Source organism: Anaeromyxobacter oryzae (assembly GCF_023169945.1).
In the GTDB taxonomy this organism is placed as follows: Bacteria; Myxococcota; Myxococcia; order Myxococcales; family Anaeromyxobacteraceae; genus Anaeromyxobacter; species Anaeromyxobacter oryzae.
The window spans coordinates 6,570,298-6,590,536 of the sequence record NZ_AP025591.1 but is presented as its reverse complement, the minus strand read 5'-3'; the positions used below and the strand labels follow the sequence as shown (position 1 = coordinate 6,590,536).

General features: G+C 70.5%; 31 protein-coding genes. 30 read left to right on the top strand and 1 reads right to left on the bottom strand.

Annotation, left to right across the window (positions count from 1 at the left end):
• The first annotated feature begins 36 nt into the window (after positions 1-36).
• The 4 genes from AMOR_RS29090 to AMOR_RS29075 are packed head-to-tail and all read left to right on the top strand — an operon-like array spanning position 37 to position 3,869.
• On the top strand, positions 37-624 hold the full coding sequence (locus AMOR_RS29090; RefSeq protein ID WP_248357258.1) for an RNA polymerase sigma factor: 588 nt from the start codon (positions 37-39) through the stop codon (positions 622-624).
• Positions 621-1,352 carry a zf-HC2 domain-containing protein gene (locus tag AMOR_RS29085; protein ID WP_248357257.1) on the top strand — a complete coding sequence of 244 codons (732 nt, stop codon included), beginning with the start codon at positions 621-623 and terminating at the stop codon, positions 1,350-1,352. The genes AMOR_RS29090 and AMOR_RS29085 overlap by 4 nt, the downstream gene beginning before the upstream one ends.
• The gene (locus tag AMOR_RS29080; RefSeq protein WP_248357256.1) at positions 1,349-2,929 is read left to right on the top strand and encodes a caspase family protein; all 1,581 of its coding nucleotides are present in this window, start codon (positions 1,349-1,351) and stop codon (positions 2,927-2,929) included. The genes AMOR_RS29085 and AMOR_RS29080 overlap by 4 nt, the downstream gene beginning before the upstream one ends.
• Positions 2,922-3,869 carry a hypothetical protein gene (locus tag AMOR_RS29075; RefSeq protein ID WP_248357255.1) on the top strand — a complete coding sequence of 316 codons (948 nt, stop codon included), beginning with the start codon at positions 2,922-2,924 and terminating at the stop codon, positions 3,867-3,869. Before AMOR_RS29080 ends, AMOR_RS29075 begins: the two co-directional genes overlap by 8 nt.
• On the opposite strand, the gene AMOR_RS29070 is transcribed toward AMOR_RS29075, so the two are convergent.
• Positions 3,794-4,798 carry a biosynthetic peptidoglycan transglycosylase gene (locus tag AMOR_RS29070; protein ID WP_248357254.1) on the bottom strand — a complete coding sequence of 335 codons (1,005 nt, stop codon included), beginning with the start codon at positions 4,796-4,798 and terminating at the stop codon, positions 3,794-3,796. The two genes, AMOR_RS29075 and AMOR_RS29070, sit on opposite strands and share 76 nt — an antisense overlap.
• A 269-nt stretch (positions 4,799-5,067) precedes the next feature.
• On the opposite strand from AMOR_RS29070, the gene AMOR_RS29065 reads away from it, so the two are divergent.
• The 26 genes from AMOR_RS29065 (at position 5,068) to rplO (ending at position 20,235) form a co-directional block, all read left to right on the top strand.
• Positions 5,068-5,673, top strand: coding sequence for a superoxide dismutase (locus AMOR_RS29065; RefSeq protein WP_248357253.1), 606 nt, complete (start codon positions 5,068-5,070; stop codon positions 5,671-5,673).
• 112 nt (positions 5,674-5,785) lie between these two features.
• The gene (mutY, locus tag AMOR_RS29060; protein WP_248357252.1) at positions 5,786-6,940 is read left to right on the top strand and encodes an A/G-specific adenine glycosylase; all 1,155 of its coding nucleotides are present in this window, start codon (positions 5,786-5,788) and stop codon (positions 6,938-6,940) included.
• A gap of 110 nt (positions 6,941-7,050) precedes the next feature.
• On the top strand, positions 7,051-7,422 hold the full coding sequence (gene rpsL / locus AMOR_RS29055) for a 30S ribosomal protein S12 (RefSeq protein WP_248357251.1): 372 nt from the start codon (positions 7,051-7,053) through the stop codon (positions 7,420-7,422).
• 24 nt (positions 7,423-7,446) lie between these two features.
• Complete coding sequence (gene rpsG / locus AMOR_RS29050; RefSeq protein ID WP_248357250.1) at positions 7,447-7,917, top strand: 30S ribosomal protein S7; 471 nt, start codon at positions 7,447-7,449, stop codon at positions 7,915-7,917.
• Between the two features lie 157 nt (positions 7,918-8,074).
• Complete coding sequence (gene fusA / locus AMOR_RS29045) at positions 8,075-10,168, top strand: elongation factor G (RefSeq protein WP_248357249.1); 2,094 nt, start codon at positions 8,075-8,077, stop codon at positions 10,166-10,168.
• 36 nt (positions 10,169-10,204) lie between these two features.
• Positions 10,205-11,395, top strand: a complete 1,191-nt coding sequence (tuf, locus tag AMOR_RS29040; protein ID WP_248357248.1) for an elongation factor Tu — start codon at positions 10,205-10,207, stop codon at positions 11,393-11,395.
• Between the two features lie 96 nt (positions 11,396-11,491).
• Complete coding sequence (gene rpsJ, locus AMOR_RS29035; protein WP_011421000.1) at positions 11,492-11,797, top strand: 30S ribosomal protein S10; 306 nt, start codon at positions 11,492-11,494, stop codon at positions 11,795-11,797.
• An 11-nt stretch (positions 11,798-11,808) separates the two neighbouring features.
• Positions 11,809-12,429 carry a 50S ribosomal protein L4 gene (gene rplD / locus AMOR_RS29030; RefSeq protein WP_248357247.1) on the top strand — a complete coding sequence of 207 codons (621 nt, stop codon included), beginning with the start codon at positions 11,809-11,811 and terminating at the stop codon, positions 12,427-12,429.
• Positions 12,426-12,719: a 50S ribosomal protein L23 gene (locus AMOR_RS29025; RefSeq protein ID WP_248357246.1), complete on the top strand. Its 294-nt coding sequence runs from the start codon at positions 12,426-12,428 to the stop codon at positions 12,717-12,719. Before rplD ends, AMOR_RS29025 begins: the two co-directional genes overlap by 4 nt.
• 22 nt (positions 12,720-12,741) lie before the next feature.
• Positions 12,742-13,590 (top strand): 50S ribosomal protein L2, encoded by an 849-nt coding sequence (gene rplB, locus AMOR_RS29020; RefSeq protein WP_248357245.1) that lies wholly within the window; start codon positions 12,742-12,744, stop codon positions 13,588-13,590.
• A gap of 21 nt (positions 13,591-13,611) precedes the next feature.
• Positions 13,612-13,911, top strand: coding sequence for a 30S ribosomal protein S19 (gene rpsS / locus AMOR_RS29015; protein WP_248357244.1), 300 nt, complete (start codon positions 13,612-13,614; stop codon positions 13,909-13,911).
• 11 nt (positions 13,912-13,922) lie between these two features.
• A complete protein-coding gene (gene rplV / locus AMOR_RS29010; RefSeq protein WP_248357243.1) occupies positions 13,923-14,363 on the top strand; it encodes a 50S ribosomal protein L22 in 441 nt (146 codons plus the stop codon).
• Positions 14,364-14,377: 14 nt separating this feature from the next.
• The gene (gene rpsC, locus AMOR_RS29005; protein WP_248357242.1) at positions 14,378-15,052 is read left to right on the top strand and encodes a 30S ribosomal protein S3; all 675 of its coding nucleotides are present in this window, start codon (positions 14,378-14,380) and stop codon (positions 15,050-15,052) included.
• Positions 15,053-15,089: 37 nt separating this feature from the next.
• Positions 15,090-15,506 (top strand): 50S ribosomal protein L16, encoded by a 417-nt coding sequence (rplP, locus tag AMOR_RS29000; protein WP_248357241.1) that lies wholly within the window; start codon positions 15,090-15,092, stop codon positions 15,504-15,506.
• A gap of 13 nt (positions 15,507-15,519) precedes the next feature.
• Entirely contained in the window at positions 15,520-15,744 is a 225-nt protein-coding gene (gene rpmC / locus AMOR_RS28995; RefSeq protein ID WP_248357240.1) for a 50S ribosomal protein L29, read from the top strand.
• Positions 15,745-15,749: 5 nt separating this feature from the next.
• Entirely contained in the window at positions 15,750-16,010 is a 261-nt protein-coding gene (gene rpsQ, locus AMOR_RS28990; RefSeq protein ID WP_248357239.1) for a 30S ribosomal protein S17, read from the top strand.
• Positions 16,011-16,013: 3 nt separating this feature from the next.
• Complete coding sequence (gene rplN / locus AMOR_RS28985) at positions 16,014-16,382, top strand: 50S ribosomal protein L14 (protein ID WP_248357238.1); 369 nt, start codon at positions 16,014-16,016, stop codon at positions 16,380-16,382.
• Between the two features lie 2 nt (positions 16,383-16,384).
• Positions 16,385-16,702 carry a 50S ribosomal protein L24 gene (gene rplX, locus AMOR_RS28980; RefSeq protein ID WP_248357237.1) on the top strand — a complete coding sequence of 106 codons (318 nt, stop codon included), beginning with the start codon at positions 16,385-16,387 and terminating at the stop codon, positions 16,700-16,702.
• A 91-nt stretch (positions 16,703-16,793) separates the two neighbouring features.
• Positions 16,794-17,336, top strand: a complete 543-nt coding sequence (gene rplE, locus AMOR_RS28975) for a 50S ribosomal protein L5 (protein WP_248357236.1) — start codon at positions 16,794-16,796, stop codon at positions 17,334-17,336.
• Between the two features lie 9 nt (positions 17,337-17,345).
• Positions 17,346-17,531 carry a type Z 30S ribosomal protein S14 gene (locus tag AMOR_RS28970; RefSeq protein WP_248357235.1) on the top strand — a complete coding sequence of 62 codons (186 nt, stop codon included), beginning with the start codon at positions 17,346-17,348 and terminating at the stop codon, positions 17,529-17,531.
• Positions 17,532-17,543: 12 nt separating this feature from the next.
• Complete coding sequence (gene rpsH, locus AMOR_RS28965; protein ID WP_248357234.1) at positions 17,544-17,942, top strand: 30S ribosomal protein S8; 399 nt, start codon at positions 17,544-17,546, stop codon at positions 17,940-17,942.
• A 14-nt stretch (positions 17,943-17,956) separates the two neighbouring features.
• Positions 17,957-18,499 (top strand): 50S ribosomal protein L6, encoded by a 543-nt coding sequence (gene rplF / locus AMOR_RS28960; protein WP_248357233.1) that lies wholly within the window; start codon positions 17,957-17,959, stop codon positions 18,497-18,499.
• Between the two features lie 66 nt (positions 18,500-18,565).
• The gene (gene rplR / locus AMOR_RS28955; RefSeq protein WP_248357232.1) at positions 18,566-18,925 is read left to right on the top strand and encodes a 50S ribosomal protein L18; all 360 of its coding nucleotides are present in this window, start codon (positions 18,566-18,568) and stop codon (positions 18,923-18,925) included.
• 29 nt (positions 18,926-18,954) lie between these two features.
• Positions 18,955-19,461, top strand: a complete 507-nt coding sequence (gene rpsE, locus AMOR_RS28950) for a 30S ribosomal protein S5 (RefSeq protein WP_248357231.1) — start codon at positions 18,955-18,957, stop codon at positions 19,459-19,461.
• A 10-nt stretch (positions 19,462-19,471) separates the two neighbouring features.
• Complete coding sequence (gene rpmD / locus AMOR_RS28945; protein WP_248357230.1) at positions 19,472-19,705, top strand: 50S ribosomal protein L30; 234 nt, start codon at positions 19,472-19,474, stop codon at positions 19,703-19,705.
• Positions 19,706-19,740: 35 nt separating this feature from the next.
• The gene (gene rplO / locus AMOR_RS28940; RefSeq protein ID WP_248357229.1) at positions 19,741-20,235 is read left to right on the top strand and encodes a 50S ribosomal protein L15; all 495 of its coding nucleotides are present in this window, start codon (positions 19,741-19,743) and stop codon (positions 20,233-20,235) included.
• The last annotated feature ends 4 nt before the right edge of the window (positions 20,236-20,239 follow it).

Sequence of the window (20,239 nt, the reverse complement as noted above, 5' to 3'; positions counted from 1 at the left end):
CCGCGCGACCTCGATCTCGCGGTCGCCTGACGCGGCGTGGCGCGGCTGGCCGTCATCCCGGGCGGACGCGGCGGCGAGGCCGCCGCTTCGCCGTCCCACGTCGACGCGCCGGCGGGCCTGGTCGAGCAGCTCTACCGGCGGCACGCCGCGGCGGTGCTCGCGCGCTGCCGCTACCTCCTCCGCGACGACGAGGCCGCCCGGGACGCGACGCAGGAGGTCTTCTGCCGCGCCCTGCGCGCGTCGGTCGAGCTCGAGGCGGCGGCGTCCCCGACCGCGTTCCTGCTCCGCGCCGCCACGAACCACTGCCTGAACCACCTCCGCGCCGCGCGAGCCGCGTGGCGGGACGAGGTGGTCCGGCTCGCCCGTGACCGCCACGAGCGCGGCATCGAGCCGGACGCCCGCGAGCTCGTCCGGGCGCTGCTCGGCGCGGCGCCCGCGGAGGCCCAGGAGATCGCCGTGCTCTACTTCGTCGACGAGCTGACGCAGGCGGAGGTGGCGGAGGTGACCGGGCGGAGCCTCCCGACGGTCCGCAAGCGACTCCGCGAGTTCCTCGCCGCGACGCGCGGCGCGCTGCGCGACGCGTTCCCCGACGTGATCCTCCCCGATCCGGAGGTGCTGCCATGACGCCGACGCTCGGCGGCCCCGGCGTCGCCTGCTCCATCACCCGCCTCCGCCGGCTGGAGGCCGGCGAGCTCTCGGGCGAGGAGCGCGCGCGGGTCGCCGCGCACGTGGAGGGCTGCGATCGATGCCAGTCCTCCCGCCGCGAGCTCGCCGCGGAGGCGCGCGCGCTCGCGGCGTCGCTGCCGTTCGAGGACTTCGCGGCCGGCGTCGCGGGGCGGCTCGCCGCCGCCGAGCGCCCCGCGCCGCGCCGCGCCCGACGCCTCGCGCGCGCGCTCGCGCTCGCCGCCGGGCTCGTGGTCGCGGCCGCGGTCCCGCTCGTGCTCCGGTCCGTCCGCCCCGGCCCGGTGGAGCGCACCAAGGGCGGCGCCGAGCTGACGGTCTACGTGCGCGAGCGCGACGGCGCGCGCGTCCTCGCCCCCGGCGAGCCGGTCCCGCCCGGCGCGGCCCTGCGCGTCGGGATCGACCCGGCGGGGCGGCGGCACGCGGCGCTCGCGCTCGTGGACGCGGACGGCGTCGCGATCCTCTACGCGGGACCGGCGGGCGCGGGCGTCCTCGCCGACGCGTTCGAGTGGACCGGGAGCGGCGCGGGGCGGCTCGTGCTCGTGCTCGACGACGCGCCCGTCGATGGGCCGGCCCTCGCGCGGCGGCTCGCGGCGGGCGGGATCGGCGCGGCGGCGCCGGGCCGCGCCGCCGAGGTCGTCGTCCGGCCGCTCGCGCGGGGCCGCCCGTGAGCCGCGCGGGCGTCGCCGCGGCGCTGCTCGCGCTCGCCGCCGGGGCGGGCGCGGCGGAGCCGCACCGGTTCGCGCTCGTCGCCGGAGAGCCCGACGGTGGCCCGGGGGCGGTGCGCCTGCGCTACGCGGAGCGAGACGCGCGGCGCATCCACGACATCCTCCTCCGCGTCGGCGGCGTCCGGCCCGAGGACGCCCGGCTGCTCCTCTCCGCGGGCGTCCGCGCGTTCATGGACGCGCTCGCCGAGCTCTCCGCCCGCGCCGAGGCGGCCCGTGCCCGCGGCGAAACGACCGTGCTGCTCGTCTACTACTCGGGCCACGCGCGCGACGGGGCGCTCCGCCTCGGCAGTGGCCGCCTGCCGTTCGACGACCTCCGCGCCGCCCTGGAGCGCGCGCCGGCGGACGTGCGGATCGGGCTCGTGGACTCGTGTCGCTCCGGCGCGATCGCGCGCGCGAAGGGCGCGCGGCCCGCGCCCGCCTTCGACGTCGCCAGCGCGGCGGGGGAGGGGCCCCGCGGCCTCGTCCTCATCGCGTCCTCGGCCGCCGACGAGGACTCGCAGGAGTCGGACCTCATCGGCGCCAGCTGGTTCACCCACCACCTGGCCTCGGGGCTCCTCGGCGGCGCCGATGCCTCGGGCGACGGGAAGGTCACGCTGTCCGAGGCGTACGCGTACGCCTACGCGCGCACGGTCGGCTCGACCGCGTCGAGCTCCGGCGGCGTGCAGCACCCGGTGTTCCTCTACGACCTCGGCGGCGCCGGAGACGTGGTGCTCTCCGACCTGACGCCCGTCGGCGGCGGGCTCGTGTTCCCGCCCGCGGCCGAGGGGCTGTACGTCGTGCTCGACGGCGGCGGCCGGGCCGTCGCGGAGGTCGCGAAGGGCGCAGGCGCCGAGCGGCGCGTCGCGCTCCCGCCCGGGCGCTACGTCGTGAAGAAGCGGCTCGCGGACGAGTCGGGGCTGCTCGTGACGCCGGTGTCGCTCGGCGGGGGCGCGGTCGCGGTCGACGACGCGCGGATGGACCGGGTGGCGCTCGAGCGGGATCCGCAGAAGGGCTACGGCGGCGCGCGGTGGTCGCTGCTCGGCGGCCTCGGCGCGCAGCGGTTCTTCGACCGCGCCGCGCGGGACGGCCTCTTCCCGCCCGCGACCCTGCTCGGCGCCGAGCTCGCGGTGCGCGACGACCTCGGGCACGGGCTCGCGTGGGGGCTCGACGCCGCGCTCGGCGGAGGGAACGGCGACCTCCGGATGCCGGGAGTGGAGCCCGTCCCCGTCAAGTTCGTCGAGGTCGCCGCGGGCGCGTCGCTCTGGAAGGACTTCCGCGTCGGCCCGGTGACGCTCTCGGCCGGCGGACGCGTCGCCTTCACGTGGCTCGCCCGGAGCTTCCCGGCGGAGGCCGGCCTCCCGTCCCAGTACTTCTTCACGGCCACGCCGGGCCTCGTCGGCGCGGTCTCGTGGCGGGCGACGCCGCGCCTCTCGGCGGTCGCGCGCGCCCGGATCTCGTACCTCTTCTACAACGTCGACCGGAACCGGAGCCTCGGGTTCGCCGAGGGGATCGTCGGGGTGGAGTATGCGCTCGGTGAATAGGCAGACGTTCGCGACGGCGGTCGTGCTCGCGCTCACGGCGTGCGGGAACTACTCGACGGAGGACCTCCGTTTCCTCGCGGCGGTGCCGTCCCGGGACGAGCTGCAGGTCGAGCTCCCCGCCGCGACCGCAACCGCCACGTCGGCCGCGAGCGCCGTGTCGGCGTGCGCGGGCGGGACGGCGGACACCTGGCTCTGGGCGAAGCCGACCTCGGATCACCTGAACGCCACGGTGGACGTCCTCGTCGGCCACGTGGACTTCATCCGGAGCCACGAGCCTTCGTGGCGCCAGGCCGACGCGCGCGGGTGGGGGCCGTTCCCGGACGCGCGGCACCCCGGCCGCGAGCTGCGGGTCATCATGGTCCGCACGTTCCCCGCGGGCCAGGACGGCGCGCCGGAGTTCGCGTACCGGGTCGACGCGCGCGTCGCCGGGAGCGCCACCTGGACGCCGGTGCTCGCGGGTACGTTCCACGGCGCCTCGGCGCGCAGCGGCGCGGGAGAGCTCCGCCTCGACTTCGACGCGCTCTGGAGCCTCGCGATGGCCGACGCCGACGCGCCGCGCGGCGTCCTCGTGGCGCAGTACGACCGCACCACGACGCCGGTCACCGTCTCGCTCGTGCTCGACCGCGACGGCTACGGCCTCCAGCGGTTCGGCTACCGCTTCGCCGGCTACGAGGACCGGAGCGGCGCGTTCGACTATGCGTTCCGGAACGCCGCGGGCGATCTGCTCACGGTGCAGGCGGGGTTCGACGCGGCGGGCGGCGGGCGCGCGCAGGTCGCGTTCCAGGCCGCGGGTGGCGCCTCCGGGGGCTTCCGCCAGTGCTGGGATCCGGCGGCGTGCCTCGTCTACGTCGACGACCCGGCGAGCTACTCGTGCGGCGCCGCGCCCTGCTCGTTTGGCGCCATGACCGCCTGCCCGGCCGTGCCGGCGCCGCCGTTCTGATGATCGGCGTCCTCGCTGCCGCGCGCAGGCGCCGCCTCGGCCTCGCTCGCCGGCGCGGCGGCGACCGGCGGTGGCGAGACGGTGGGCGGGGCCGGCGCCGTCGGGGCGGCCTCCTCCTCCGGCGGCTCCTCGCGGTCGTCGCCGGGAGTCGGCCCGGCGAGGATGCGGTCCAGCTCGGCGCTCGCGTGGAGGTGCTCGTCCGCGGAGATCCGTCCGGCGGCGCGCAGCCGATCGAGGAGCCGGCGCGAGCGGCGCTTCACCCAGGTCGACGGGTTCCCGAGGTCCACCCGGCGCGGCGCCGGGAGCATGCTCGCCATCACGACCGCCTGGGCCGTGTCGAGCCCCGCCGCGCTCGTCCCGAACCTGTCGCGCGCACCCGCCTCGATGCCGAACACGCCGTCGTCCCACTCCGCCACGTTCAGGTAGAGCGAGAGGATCCGGCGCTTCGTGAGGGCGCGCTCGAGCTTCCGCGCGAGGATCGCCTCCTTCGCCTTCCGCCAGAGGCTCTTCTCGGTGCCGAACCACAGGTTCTTCGCGAGCTGCTGGGTGATGGTCGAGGCGCCCACCGCGAAGCGGCGCTGCGTGAGGTCGCGGCGCGCCGCCTCCTGGATCGCGTCCCAGTCGATCCCGTCGTGCCCCCAGAAGTTCGCGTCCTCGGAGAGCAGCACCGCCTCGACGAGGCGCGGGGAGATCCGCTCGAGGCCGACCCAGACCTGCCGGGGGCGGTAGGCGCGGCGCCGCGCGCGCGCCTCGCCCCGGCGCTGCTCGATGAGCGCGGTGGTCCGCGGGTTCACGCGGGCGAGCGGGGCGGGGTCCGGGAGCGCGGCCCACAGCAGCGCGAGCGCGATCGCGCCCGACGCGACGAGCGCGGTGGCGGCGAGGAGGGCGCCGCGCAGGCGGCGCCGGAGCGGCGTTCGGCCCGCTGGCATCGCGCGCAATCTACCACCAGGGTCGCCGCCAGGAGGAGGGACGTCGTGCGGAGCCGCGCGCCGGGTTCGCGGCGGCCGCGCACCGGCGACGTCGCGACGATCGCGCTCGCGACGGGTTCGCGCCGTCGCAGGGCTGACCCGTTATCTGTACGTGAACACGGTTGCCCGCCCGGGACCCCGATCGGCTCCTTGACACATCCGGGGCTGGTCACTACTTCCCGGCCACCAGCAGCACCGATCTCGCGGCCGCTCGGCCCCACGGAGGGAACATGGCAGACACGAAGAAGTACGCGCCCAGGGATTACTCGAAGGTCCGCGGCCTGACGGGCATCTCCGACAAGCAGATCGAGGAGCACCTGAAGCTCTACGAGGGCTACGTGAAGCGCACGAACACGCTCACGGAGAAGCTCTTCGCGCTCTGCAACGACGGGAAGGCGTCCGGCGCGGATCCGGTCTACGCCGAGCTCACCCGCAGGCTCGGGTTCGAGTACTCGGGGATGGTGAACCACGAGTACTACTTCGAGAACATGGTGGGCGGCGCGCAGGCGGAGCCGCCGGCGGGCTCGAAGGTCCGCAAGGCGATCGAGGCGTCGTTCGGCAAGTTCGAGACCTGGCTCGCCGACTTCCGCGCGGTGGCCACGATGCCGGGCGTCGGCTGGGCGATGCTGTTCCAGGACCCGTCCACCGGCTGGCTGTCGAACCACTTCGTGCAGCTCCACCAGGACAACGTCCCCGTCGGCTTCAAGCCCATCCTCGTCATGGACGGCTGGGAGCACGCGTTCATGCGCGACTACCTCGCGACGGAGCGCGCGAAGTACGTGGACGCGTTCTTCAAGAACGTGAACTGGGAGGCGCTCGAGAAGCGCATCGCCTAGCCACGCGGAAGGCGCAGGTCTTCCGGGGGCCCGACCGCGACGCGCGGCCGGGCCCCCGCCGCATCCTGGGCGCGTTTGACCGGCGCGCGGGCGGGCCGCTACCGTGCCGCGCGTGTCCGGGATCCCGCCTGCTCGCCGCGCCGCGCTCCGCCGCCGGCTCCTCGCCTGGTACGACGGCGGGCACCGGGAGCTGCCCTGGCGCTTCCCGCAGCGCGCGGCGGATGGGTACCGCGTCTGGCTCGCGGAGGTGATGCTGCAGCAGACGCAGGTGCAGGCGGTGATCCCGTACTTCGAGCGGTTCCTCGCCCGGTTCCCGACGCTCGACGCCCTCGCGGCGGCGCGGGAGGAGGACGTCCTCGCGCTCTGGAGCGGGCTCGGCTACTACGCGCGCGGCCGGAACCTGCTCGCCGCCGCGCGGGCGGCCCGAGCGCGCCACGGCGGCCTGCCGGCGTCGGTCGAGGCGCTCCGCGCGCTCCCGGGCTTCGGCCCGTACACCGCGGGCGCCGTCGCGTCGATCGCGTTCGCGATCCCCGCGCCCGTCGTGGACGGCAACGTCGCGCGCGTGCTCGCGCGGCTGTTCCTCGTGGACGGCGCGCCGGGGGACGCCCGGACTCGCGCGCGCCTGTGGGCGCTCGCTGCGGACCTCGTGGATCCGGCGCGGCCCGGCGATCTCAACCAGGCGCTGATGGAGCTCGGGGCGACGGTGTGCGGGAAGCCGGCGCCTCGCTGCGACCGGTGCCCCGTCGCGGCGCTCTGCGCGGCGCGTGCGGGCGGCCGCGAGCGGGAGGTCCCGCCGGCGCGGCTTCGCCCGGCGCGGCGGCCGCTCGTCCTCGCGTGCGCGCTCGTCGAGCGCCGCGGCGCGGTGCTCGTGTTGCCGCGGCGCGCGCGGGGGCTCTTCGGCGGGCTCCTCGGTCCGCCCGCGGTCGAGGTCGCGGGCGGCGACGACGTGCGCGCGGCGCTCGCCCGCACCGTCCGGGCGGAGCACGGGATCGACCTCGCGGTGGGGGAGGAGGCGGCGGTCGTTCGCCGCGTGCTCACGCACCGGGAGCTGACGCTGCGGGGGTTCCGATGCGAGGCCGCCCGCATTCCCCGGGGCGCGGAGGGGGCGTGGATCCGGGAGGCGGCCGGGCGGAGGAGCGGGCTACCGACCGCCTTCGCGGCGCTGATCGACACATTTTTCTCGACGTGTCGCGGGGTTCAGGATAAGAAGCGCCCCCTCCGGCGTGGTCCTCCCGGAGCCAAGTTCCGGGATCGCGTTCGGGCTTGACACGAGAGGGCACATCCGTATAATTCGCCGCCCTTACGACGGGTTTGTTCACCGACGCCCCCAGAACAGCAGAGCGGGGCGTTTTTGTTGAGAAAAAGAGCTCGCACACGATGCCGACGATCAGCCAGCTGGTGCGCAAGGGGCGCGAGAAGCTCGAGGTGAAGAAGAAGGCGCCTGCGCTCAAGGAGTCGCCGCAGAAGCGCGGCGTCTGCACGCGCGTCTACACCACGACGCCCAAGAAGCCGAACTCCGCGCTCCGCAAGGTGGCGCGCGTCCGCCTCACCAACGGCTTCGAGGTGACGAGCTACATCCCCGGTGTCGGCCACAACCTGCAGGAGCACTCGGTGGTGCTCATCCGCGGCGGCCGCGTGAAGGACCTCCCGGGCGTTCGCTACCACATCATCCGCGGGACCCTCGACGCCGTGGGCGTGCAGGGCCGCAAGCAGGGCCGCTCGAAGTACGGCGCGAAGCGCCCGAGCTAGCCTCTCGAATCAAGGAAACGGCCGATGCCTCGTCGTCGCGAAGTCGAGAAGCGGAAGATCCTCCCTGATCCGAAGTTCCAGGACCGGATCGTGGCGAAGTTCGTCAACAACCTGATGCGCAAGGGCAAGAAGTCGACGGGCGAGCGCATCATCTATGGCGCCTTCGACCAGGTCGAGCAGAAGCTCAAGGACGATCCGCTCAAGGTGTTCAAGAAGGCCCTCGACAACGTGAAGCCCGTCGTCGAGGTGAAGAGCCGCCGCGTCGGCGGCGCGACCTACCAGGTGCCGGTCGAGGTCCGTCAGGACCGCCGCACGGCGCTGGCGATGCGCTGGCTCATCGAGTACTCGAAGGGCCGCGGCGAGAAGACGATGGTCGAGAAGCTCGCCGGAGAGATCATGGATGCGGCCTCGAACCGCGGGAACGCGGTGAAGAAGCGCGAGGACACGCACAAGATGGCCGAGGCCAACAAGGCCTTCGCCCACTACCGCTGGTAAGCAAGGAAGAGGAGGATCGAGGGAGAGCAAGAGGCCGGCTCGGTCGGCCGGGGTCGCAGGGAAGGACCCCTTCGCTCTTTGACAGCTCGGTCGTTGGTCTCGGCGCCGCTTCGGCGGGCCGGCTCTGCGCACGTACGAAGGTTTCGAGGAACGAAAGATGCCCCGCACCAATCCACTCGAGCGCTACCGCAACTTCGGCATCATGGCGCACATTGATGCCGGGAAGACCACCACGACCGAGCGCATCCTCTTCTACACCGGCGTCACCCACAAGATCGGCGAGGTCCATGAAGGCACGACCGTCATGGACTGGATGGAGCAGGAGCGCGAGCGCGGCATCACCATCACGTCCGCCGCGACCACTGCCTTCTGGCGCGATCACCGCCTGAACATCATCGACACCCCCGGCCACGTCGACTTCACGATCGAGGTCGAGCGGTCGCTGCGCGTCCTCGACGGTGCGTGCGCCGTGTTCGACGCGGTGAACGGCGTCGAGCCGCAGTCCGAAACCGTCTGGCGGCAGGCGGACAAGTACAAGGTCCCGCGCATCTGCTTCATCAACAAGATGGACCGCGTCGGCGCCGACTTCTACATGTCGGTCGGCACGATCAAGGATAAGCTCGGCGCGCGGCCGCTGCCCATCCAGATCCCCATCGGCGCGGAGGACAAGTTCCGCGGCATGGTGGACCTCGTCAAGATGAAGGGCATCACCTTCGACGACGAGACGATGGGCGCGAAGTACCAGGAGATCGACATCCCCGCGGACCTCCTCGAGCAGGCGCGGGAGTACCGCGCGAAGATCGAGGAGACCATCTCCGAGTTCGACGACGCGCTGATGCACAAGTACCTCGACGGTCACGCGCTCTCGAACGAGGAGGTCACCCGCGGCCTCCGCGCCGGTACGCTCGCGATGCACTTCTTCCCGGTGCTCTGCGGCACGGCCTTCAAGAACAAGGGCGTCCAGCAGATCCTCGACGCGGTCGTCGACTACCTGCCGAGCCCGCTCGACAAGCCTCCGGTCCAGGGCGTCACGCTCAAGGGCGAGGAGGTCGTCCGGAAGACCGCGGACAGCGAGCCGTTCAGCGCGCTCGCGTTCAAGATCATGAACGACCCGTTCGTCGGGAACCTCACCTTCTTCCGCGTGTACTCGGGGAAGCTGGAGGCCGGGTCCTACGTCCAGAACGCGACGAAGGACAAGAAGGAGCGCATCGGCCGCCTCCTCCAGATGCACGCGAACAAGCGCGAGGAGATCAAGGAGGTCTACGCCGGCGACATCGCCGCCGCCGTGGGGCTCCGGGCGACGACCACGGGCGACACGCTCTGTGACGAGGGCAGCGCGGTCATCCTCGAGCGGATGGAGTTCCCGGAGCCGGTGATCCACGTCGCGATCGAGCCGAAGTCGAAGGCCGACTCCGACAAGATGGGCATCGCGCTGAACCGCCTCCAGATGGAGGACCCGTCCTTCCGCGTCCGCACGGACGAGGAGACCGGCCAGACGATCATTGCCGGCATGGGCGAGCTCCACCTCGAGATCCTCGTGGACCGCATGTTCCGCGAGTTCAAGGTCGAGGCGAACGTCGGCAAGCCGCAGGTCGCCTACCGCGAGACCATCACGAAGCAGGTCGAGTCCGAGGGCCGCTACATCCGCCAGACCGGTGGTCGCGGCCAGTACGGTCACTGCTGGCTGCGCCTCATCCCGCAGGAGCCGGGGAAGGGCTTCGAGTTCGCCAACGAGACGGTCGGCGGCTCGATCCCCAGGGAGTTCATCAACCCGATCCAGAAGGGCATCGAGGAGGCCATGACGGGCGGCGTGCTCGCGGGCTACCCGATGGTGGACCTCAAGGTCGAGGTCTTCGACGGCAGCTACCACGACGTCGACTCGTCCGAGATGGCGTTCAAGATCGCCGGCTCGATGGGCTTCAAGGACGGCGCCGCGAAGGCGAACCCGATCCTGCTCGAGCCGATCATGGAGGTCGAGGTCGTGACGCCCGAGGAGTACATGGGCGACGTGATCGGCGATCTGAACTCGCGTCGCGGCAAGATTCATGCGATGAATCCGCGCACGGGCGTCCAGGTCATCGAGGCCCTCGTGCCGCTCGCCGAGATGTTCGGCTACGCGACCGACCTGCGGTCGAAGACGCAGGGCCGCGCCACCTACACCATGCAGTTCGCGCACTACGCGCAGGTCCCCAACAGCATCGCGGAGACCATCGTCACCAAGGCGAAGGGTGCCGCCGCCGGCGCGAAGTAAGACCGCCGCACGGACTCGAAAGGAAGAGAGGGAGTCATGGGCAAGGAGAAGTTCGAGCGTAACAAGCCGCACGTGAACGTCGGCACCATCGGTCACGTCGACCACGGCAAGACCACGCTCACGGCGGCCATCACCAAGTACTGCGCCTCGAAGGGCATGGCGCAGTTCATGGCCTACGACCAGATCGACAAGGCTCCCGAGGAGCGCGAGCGCGGCATCACCATCGCGACCGCCCACGTGGAGTACCAGACGGCGGCGCGGCACTACGCGCACGTCGACTGCCCGGGCCACGCGGACTACGTGAAGAACATGATCACCGGCGCGGCGCAGATGGACGGCGCCATCCTGGTGGTCTCGGCGGCGGACGGCCCGATGCCGCAGACGCGTGAGCACATCCTCCTCGCCCGCCAGGTCGGCGTGCCGTACATCGTGGTCTTCCTGAACAAGGTCGACATGGTGGACGACAAGGAGCTGCTCGACCTCGTGGAGCTCGAGGTCCGCGAGCTGCTCAGCGCCTACGAGTTCCCCGGCAACGACATCCCGATCATCAAGGGGTCGGCGCTCAAGGCGCTCGAGGGCGACAAGGGCGAGCTCGGCGAGCCGGCGATCCAGAAGCTGCTCGACGCCGTGGACAGCTACATCCCGACGCCGAAGCGCGCGACGGACAAGCCGTTCCTGATGCCGGTCGAGGACGTGTTCTCGATCTCCGGCCGCGGCACGGTCGCGACGGGTCGCGTCGAGCGCGGCATCGTGAAGGTCGGCGAGGAGATCGAGGTCGTCGGCCTGAAGCCGACGGTCAAGACGGTGGTGACGGGCGTCGAGATGTTCCGCAAGCTGCTCGACGAGGGGCAGGCGGGCGACAACATCGGCGCGCTCCTCCGTGGTCTGAAGCGCGAGGAGGTCGAGCGCGGCCAGGTGCTCGCGAAGCCGGGCTCGATCACGCCGCACACGAAGTTCAAGGCCGAGGTGTACGTGCTCACGAAGGAGGAGGGTGGTCGTCACACCCCGTTCTTCAACGGGTACCGGCCGCAGTTCTACTTCCGCACGACGGACGTGACGGGCTCCGTGCAGCTGCCGGCTGGCGTCGAGATGGTGATGCCGGGCGACAACATCACGATGGAGGTCGAGCTCATCACCCCGATCGCGATGGAGAAGGAGCTGCGGTTCGCGATTCGTGAGGGTGGGCGGACGGTGGGCGCGGGCGTGGTGGCCGAGGTCATCCAGTAAAGGTTTCACCACGGGCGAACGGCGGAGCCTCCCGGCCCGCAGGACGGGCATCGGGAGGTTCCGCGCCGCGCCGCGTGACGGAGAGAAGGCTTTCCGATGGCAACTCAGAAGATTCGGATCCGGCTCAAGGCCTACGACTACAAGCTTCTCGACCAGTCGGCCGGCGAGATCGTGGAGACGGCGAAGCGGACCGGCGCGAAGGTCGCCGGCCCCATCCCGCTCCCCACCCGGATCAACAAGTTCACCGTCCTCCGCAGCCCGCACGTCGACAAGAAGTCGCGCGAGCAGTTCGAGATCCGCACGCACAAGCGGCTTCTCGACATCCTCGAGCCGACTCCTCAGACGCTCGACGCGCTGATGAAGCTCGACCTGTCGGCGGGCGTGGACGTGGAGATCAAGTAGTCGAGGACACCATGGCCAAGTTCGACGTCTACGACCTCGAGAAGAAGAAGGTGGGCGAGCTCGAGCTCGCCGACGCCATCTTCGCCGGCGAGGTGAACGAGCACCTCTTCTACGAGGTGGTGAAGGCGAAGCTCGCCTCCGATCGCTCGGGCACCCACGCAGTGAAGAACCGGTCGCTCGTCTCCGGCGGCGGCAAGAAGCCCTGGAAGCAGAAGCACACGGGCCGGGCCCGCCAGGGCTCGACGCGTGCGTCGCAGTGGGTGGGCGGCGGCAAGGCCATGGGGCCGAAGCCGCGCGACTACTCCTACGACGTGCCGAAGAAGGTCCGGAAGGCGGCCCTCCGCTCGGCGCTCGCGCTCCGCAACCAGGATGGCAAGCTCGTGATCGTGCAGGAGTGGAAGCCCGCCGCGCCGAAGAGCTCGGCGGCGGCCAAGGTCCTCGCGAAGCTCGGCGCGAAGAAGGCCCTCGTGGTCGACGCCGGCGCGAACGAGGCGCTCGCGAAGAGCGTGCGGAACCTGGACGGCTCCGACTTCCTCGCGGTCGAGGGCCTCAACGTGTACGACATCCTGAAGCACGACATCCTCGTGCTCACGGCCGACACGGCGAAGAAGCTCGAGGAGGTGCTCGCGTGAACCTCGCGAACCAGGAAGTGGTGAAGCGTCCGCTCATCACCGAGAAGGCGGAGCGGAACCGCGAGGCGGCCCGCCAGTACGCCTTCGAGGTGCACCGGGACGCGACCAAGATCCAGGTGAAGCAGGCGGTCGAGAAGCTCTTCAACGTGCACGTGCTCGCCGTGCGCACCGCCATCGCCCGCGGAAAGACCAAGCGCGTCGGCCGCAACATCGGCCGCCGGCCCAACTGGAAGAAGGCCTTCGTGACCCTCAAGGAAGGCGAGACCATCGCCCTCTTCGAGGGGACGTAGCAGCCGGGACGGGAGATCGAACATGGCACTCAAGGAGTACAAGCCGACGAGCCCGGCCCGACGCCACATGACGGTGTCGGACTTCGCGGAGATCACGAAGTCGAAGCCGGAGAAGAAGCTCACCCGGCCGGTGAAGAAGAGCGGTGGCCGCAACGCCCACGGCCACATCACCACGCGCCACGTCGGCGGCGGCCACAAGCGCCGCTACCGCGTGATCGACTGGCGGCGCGACAAGGACGGCGTTCCGGCGAAGGTCGCGGCGATCGAGTACGATCCGAACCGCACGGCGCGCATCGCGCTCCTCCACTACCGGGACGGCGAGAAGCGCTACATCCTCGCGCCGGTCGGCGTGAACGTGGGCGACGTGCTCGTCTCCGGCGAGACGGTCGACATCCGCCCCGGGAACACGCTGCCGGTCCGGTCGATCCCGCTCGGCACCGTGATCCACAACGTCGAGACGCAGCCCGGCTCCGGCGGCAAGATGATCCGGACCGCCGGGTCCTTCGGCCAGCTCATGGCGAAGGAGGGCGCCTACGCCCAGATCCGCATGCCCTCCGGCGAGGTCCGGCAGGTGATGCAGGACTGCAAGGCGACCATCGGTCAGCTCTCGAACGTCGAGAGCTCCTCCGTGCGCGTCGGCAAGGCGGGCAAGAGCCGCTGGCTCGGCATCCGGCCGACCGTCCGCGGCCTCGCCATGAACCCCGTCGATCACCCGCACGGCGGCGGCGAGGGCAAGTCGGGGCAGGGCAACCCGCACCCGGTCTCGCCCTGGGGCCAGAAGACCAAGGGCCTCAAGACCCGCAACAACCGGCGGACCGACAAGTTCATCGTCTCCCGGCGCAAGCCCGGCATCCGGAACACGCCGCACTAGCGCGGGAAGGGACAGGCACTCATGGCGCGTTCGATCAAGAAGGGCCCGTTCGCGGACAAGCACCTCACGAAGAAGGTCGAGGACGCGAACAAGGGCAACAAGAAGTCGGTCATCAAGACCTGGTCGCGGCGGAGCACGATCCTCCCCGACTTCGTGGGCCACACGTTCGCCGTGCACAACGGGCGGAAGTTCGTCCCGGTGTTCGTGACCGAGAACATGGTGGGCCACAAGCTCGGCGAGTTCGCGCCGACGCGGACCTTCCACGGCCACTCGGCCGAGAAGAAGGTCGCGGCGGCCCCGGCCCCGGGCCCGAAGAAGTAGCGAGGACGACAATGGCCGAGACCCAGACCACCAAGAAGGGCTCGAAGCGCGTGCGCACCCCGGTGCCCGCGCGCCGCTCGAAGCCGAACCGCCCCGCGCTGCCCGCGCCGGGCCCGCACGCGTCGCTGAGCTTCCTCCGCGTGGCGCCGCGCAAGGTCCGCCTCGTCGCCGAGGGGCTCCGCGGGATGCCCGTGGGCGACGCCCTCGCGACCCTCAAGTACACCCCCCAGGCCGCGGCGAAGCCGCTCGCCAAGCTCCTCCGCTCCGCGGTCGCGAACGCCGAGCAGAAGGGCGGCCGGGTGGACGTCGACGCGCTGTTCGTGAAGACGCTCACCGTCGACCAGGGGCCGAAGATGCGCCGCTTCATGGCACGCGCGATGGGCCGGGCCTACCGCGTCGAGAAGAAGACCAGCCACGTGTACGTGGAGCTCGGCACCGCCGCCCGCGGCTAGCCAAGGAGACGAACGTGGGACAGAAAGTTCATCCTATCGGTTTCCGCCTCGGGGTCATCCGGTCCTGGGAATCGAAGTGGTACGAAGAGAAGAACTACGCGAAGTGGCTCCACGAGGACATCCACCTCCGTGAGTTCGTGAAGGAGAAGCTCGGCCAGGCCGGCATCTCCCGCATCGAGATCGAGCGCGCCGCGAACAAGGTGAAGATCAACGTCCACACCGCGCGCCCGGGCATCGTCATCGGGAAGCGGGGGGCGGGGATCGAGGGCATCAAGAAGGAGCTGCAGGCCCTCACCGACAACGAGGTCTTCCTCAACGTCGTCGAGGTCCGGAAGGCCGAGACCGACGCGCAGCTCGTCGCCGAGAACATCGCGACCCAGCTCGAGCGCCGCATCGCCTTCCGCCGCGCGATGAAGAAGGCGGTCCAGACCGCCCAGAAGTTCGGGGCGAAGGGGATCCGCGTGGCCTGCTCGGGCCGCCTCGGCGGCGCCGAGATGGCGCGGTACGAGTGGTACCGCGAGGGCCGCGTGCCGCTCCACACGCTCCGCGCGGACATCGACTACGGGTTCGCCGAGGCGAAGACCACCTACGGCAAGATCGGCTGCAAGGTCTGGATCATGCGCGGTGAGGTGCTGCCCCAGTCTGCGGCCGCCCGCGCCCCCCGGAACACCGGCGGCGCCCGGCCTTAGTGCCCCGGCGGACGCCTAGCGACACCAGGAGAAGGACATGCTTCAGCCGGCGCGAACGAAGTACCGCAAGATGATGAAGGGCCGCATGCGCGGCAAGGCGTACCGCGGCTCCGACCTGAACCAGGGCGAGTACGGCCTGCAGGCCACCGAGTGCGGCTGGATCACGGCCCGCCAGATCGAGGCGGCCCGCGTCGCGATCACCCGCTACGTGAAGCGCGGCGGGAAGCTCTGGATCCGCGTCTTCCCGGACAAGCCGATCACGAAGAAGCCGGCCGAGACGCGAATGGGCACCGGCAAGGGCAACGTCGAGTACTACGTCGCCGTGATCAAGCCGGGCCGGATCCTCTACGAGATGTCGGGCGTGGACGACGCCATCGCGAAGAAGGCGTTCCACCTCGCCGCCCACAAGCTGCCGGTCTCCACCAAGATGGTGAAGCGCGGCACGACGCTGTAAGGAGGCTTCGGACATGGCGACCATCCAGGAGCTGCGCGAGCTGTCCGCGACCGAGCTCAAGGCTCGCGCGGTGGAGCTGAAGGGGACGATGTTCGAGCTCCAGAGCAAGCTGAACACCGGCGTGCTCGACTCGACCGCCGACCTCCAGAAGACGAAGCGCGACATCGCGCGCTGCCTCACGGTGGCCCGCGAGAAGGAGCTCGCCGCCGCGGCGCAGGCCGGGAAGGCGAAGGAGTGACCGACATGGAGCGCGGCAACCGGAAGTCCCGCATCGGCGTGGTGGTCTCGAACAAGATGACGAAGACGGTCGTCGTCAAGGTCGAGCGCCGCGTCGCGGACCGGAAGTACGGGAAGATCGTGACCAAGGCCGAGAAGTACAAGGCCCACGACGAGAATCAGGCGTGCAACATCGGCGACCGCGTGCGGATCGTCGAGACCCGGCCCATGTCCAAGGACAAGCGCTGGCGCGTCGCCGAGACTCTCGAGAAGGCGGCGGAGGTCTAGGCCATGATCCAGCAGCAGACGATGCTCGATGTCGCCGACAACTCGGGTGCCAAGAAGGTCATGTGCATCAAGGTGCTCGGCGGCAGCAAGCGGAGGTACGCCTCGATCGGCGACGTCATCGTCGTCTCGATCAAGGAGGCGATCCCGCAGGCGAAGGTGAAGAAGGGCGAGGTCGCCCGGGCCGTCATCGTCCGCACGAGCCGCGAGGTGAAGCGGCCGGACGGCAGCTACATCCGGTTCGACGGCAACTCGGCGGTCCTCATCAACAAGGATCTCGAGCCCATCGGCACCCGCATCTTCGGCCCGGTCGCCCGCGAGCTCCGCGCCCGGAAGTTCATGAAGATCATCTCGCTCGCGCCGGAGGTCCTCTAGTCATGGCGGAGATCCGCAAGGGCGACACCGTCAAGGTCATCGCCGGCAAGGAGAAGGGGAAGCAGGGCAAGGTCCTCGAGGTCCTCCGGGAGAAGGGGCGCGTCCGGGTCGAGAAGCTCATGACCGTGAAGCGCCACATGAAGAAGGGCCGGAGCCAGGCCAACCCCGAGGGCGGGATCCTCGAGAAGGACGGCACGATCGCCCTCTCGAACGTGATGGTGGTCGGCAAGGACGGCGCGCCCGTCCGCCGCGAGAAGATCGGCCGTGAGCTCGGGGCGAAGGAGAAGGCCCGGGCCGAGAAGAGGGCGGCCGCGAAGTAGTCGCATCCGAAAACTGGCGGTATCGCAGCAACCGTAAGAGAACGCATCGCCCGGCACTCGGAAGGCGCCGGCCGAAGGCAAGGAGAGAACGATGGCAGCGCGACTGAAGGAGCGGTTCGAGAAGGAAGTCCGCTCCGAGCTGATGAAGGAGTTCGGGTTCAAGAACCCGATGCAGGCCCCCCGCCTCGAGAAGATCGTGGTGAACATGGGCCTCGGCGAGGCGATCAACAACGGCAAGATCATCGACGCCTCGGTGGAGCAGCTCTCCGCGATCACGGGCCAGAAGCCGGTCGTGACGCGCGCGCGGAAGTCCATCGCGAACTTCAAGCTGCGGCAGGGCCAGTCGATCGGCGCGATGGTCACGCTCCGCGGCGACCGGATGTACGAGTTCTTCGACCGCCTGGTCTCGATCGCGCTGCCGCGCGTGCGCGACTTCAAGGGCGTGTCGCCGAAGGCGTTCGACGGGAAGGGGAACTACACGCTCGGCGTCCGCGAGCAGATCATCTTCCCCGAGATCAACTACGACAAGGTCGAGAAGATCAAGGGCTTGAACATCACGGTCGTGACGACCGCCCGGAACGACGAAGAGGGCCGAGCGCTGCTGCGCCACCTCGGCATGCCGTTCCGTCAGTAAGGAGAGACCATGGCGAAGCTTTCGAAGATGGCGCAGGCCAAGCGCAAGCTGAAGTTCAAGGTGCGCCAGTACAACCGCTGCCCCCTGTGCGGCCGCCCGCGGGCGTTCCTCCGCAAGTTCCAGATGTGCCGCATCTGCTTCCGCAAGCGCGCGCTGCAGGGCGAGATCACCGGCGTCATCAAGTCGAGCTGGTAGGAGACACGATCGATGAGCTTCACCGATCCCATTGGCGACATGCTGACGCGCATCCGGAACGCCTCGAGCGCGCGGCACGAGAAGGTGCTCGTCCCGAAGTCCCGGCTCAAGGTCCGGATCGCCGAGGTCCTCCGCGACGAGGGCTTCATCAAGGACTTCGTCGTCCACCAGGACGGCGTCCAGGGCGCGATCACCATCGTCCTCAAGTACAGCGCCGATCGCGAGCCGGCGATCAGCGACATCAAGCGCGTCTCGAAGCCGGGGCTGCGCCGCTACGTCCCGACCGACTCCATCCCGCGCGTGCTGAACGGGATGGGCATCGCGATCCTCTCCACGTCCAAGGGCGTGCTGGTGGACCGCGAGGCCCGCAAGCAGAAGGTCGGCGGCGAGCTGATCTGCACCGTCTGGTAAGGGAGCCTCAGGTCATGTCCCGAGTCGGCAAGATGCCCGTCAAGATCCCGGAGAAGGTGAAGGTCTCCGTGGACGGCCACCTCGTGAAGGTCGAGGGGCCGAAGGGCAAGATGTCCTTCAACACGAATCCCATCGTGAAGGTCCAGGTCGACAAGGGCGAGGTGAAGGTCACCCGCCCGGACGACACCCGCATCGCGAAGGGCCTGCACGGCCTCACGCGCACGATGGTCAAGAACGCGCTCGACGGCGTCGTGAAGGGCTACGAGCGCGGCCTCGAGATCAGCGGCGTCGGCTTCAAGGCCGAGGTGAAGGGGAAGGACATCCACTTCACCCTCGGCTTCTCGCACCCGGTCGTCTTCAAGCTCCCCGAGGGCGTGACGGCCGAGGTCGACGCGAAGCAGACGAAGCTCACGGTGAAGGGCGTGGACAAGCACCTCCTCGGCCTCACGGCCGCGAAGATCCGCGCGCTCCGCCCGCCCGAGCCTTACAAGGGCAAGGGCATCAAGTACGCGGAAGAGACGATCCGTCGCAAGGAAGGCAAGACCGGCGCCGCGTAGTCGCGCTGGTGAACGAAACCCGCTCATGCGGCGGCTGAGCCGTCGCCGCCGCACGGAGGAACGATCATGGCGAAGCACGTCACCGCGCGCGAGAAGCGCAAGGCCCGCATCCGCCGGAAGGTCACGGGCACGTCCGCCCGTCCGCGGCTCACGGTCTACAAGAGCCTCAAGCACATGTACGCCCAGCTCGTCGACGACGTCGCGGGCAAGACCCTCGTCTCGGTGGGCACCAACTCCAAGGCGCTCAAGGACGAGGTCAAGGAAGACGACAAGACCGGCGCCGCGAAGAAGGTCGGCGAGGCGCTCGCGAAGGCGGCGAAGGGCAAGGGCATCGAGGCCGTCGTCTTCGACCGCAATGGCTTCGACTACCACGGCCGCGTCGAGGCGGTGGCCGCCGCCGCGCGCGAGGCCGGGCTGAAGTTCTAGGGCTGATCGAAAGGGTTTCGAGGGACCGAATGGCTACTCCCATCAACGCAAACGACCTCGAGCTTCAGGACAAGGTCGTCCACATCAACCGCGTCGCGAAGGTCGTGAAGGGCGGCCGCCGGTTCAGCTTCTCGGCGCTCGTCGTCGTCGGCGACGGCCAGGGTCACGTCGGCGTCGGCCTCGGGAAGGCGAACGAGGTCCCCGAGGCGATCCGCAAGGGCGGCGACCAGGCGAAGAAGAACCTGTTCAAGGTTCCGCTCGTCGGGACGACCATCCCGCACGAGGTGCTCGGCCACTTCGGCGCGGGCTGGGTGCTCCTCAAGCCCGCCGGCGAGGGTACCGGCGTCATCGCGGGCGGCTCCGTGCGCGCGGTCCTCGAGGCCGCCGGCATCCGGAACGTGCTCACGAAGTGCCAGGGCTCCCGCAACCCCCACAACGTCCTCAAGGCGACCGTGGCGGGCCTCAAGCGCCTCCGCGCGCTCGAGGACAGCGCCCGGCTCCGCGGCAAGCAGGCCGCCGAGATCACCGGGGCGTAAGGAGAACATCGTGGCTGCCATCAAGGTGAAGCTCGTCCGCGGGCTCGCGGGTTGCCCTGCGCCGCACCGGGTCATCGTCCAGGGCCTCGGGCTCAAGAAGCGGGACTCGACCAAGATCCTCCCCGACACCCCGCAGACGCTCGGGATGATCGCGAAGGTCGCTTACCTCGTCGAGTGGGAGCGGGTCGACGCTCCGCCGCCCGTGGGCCGGAAGGCCAAGAAGGCGGCGGCCGCGCGGTCGTGACACGCGCCCCCCGCGTGATAAAAGGAGAATCCTTCATGTCGCTCTCCAAGCTCAAGGCGCCCAAGGGCGCCAACCGCCGTAAGGTGCGCGTCGGTCGTGGCCAGGCCTCCGGCCTCGGCAAGACCGCGGGCCGCGGCGGCAAGGGCCAGAAGGCCCGCACCGGCAACATGCACTTCGAGGGGTTCGAGGGCGGCCAGATGCCGCTCCAGCGCCGCCTGCCGAAGTTCGGTTTCCACAACGTCTTCCGCCGGGAGTTCGAGGAGGTGCAGGTCGCCGACCTCGAGGGCCTCACCGGCACCGTCGACCCGGCCGCGCTCAAGGCGGCGGGGCTCGTCCGCGGCAACCGGGACGGCGTCGTCGTCCTCGGCCAGGGCGAGCTCAAGGGCGCCGTCAGCGTGCTGGTCCACCGGATCACGGCGGGCGCGCGGGCGACGATCGAGAAGGCGGGCGGGAAGGTGGAGCTCATCCCGGCGCCGGTGACGATGCACGAGAAGGCGAAGGCCGCGAAGAAGGCGGCGCAGGCGAAGTAGGGGC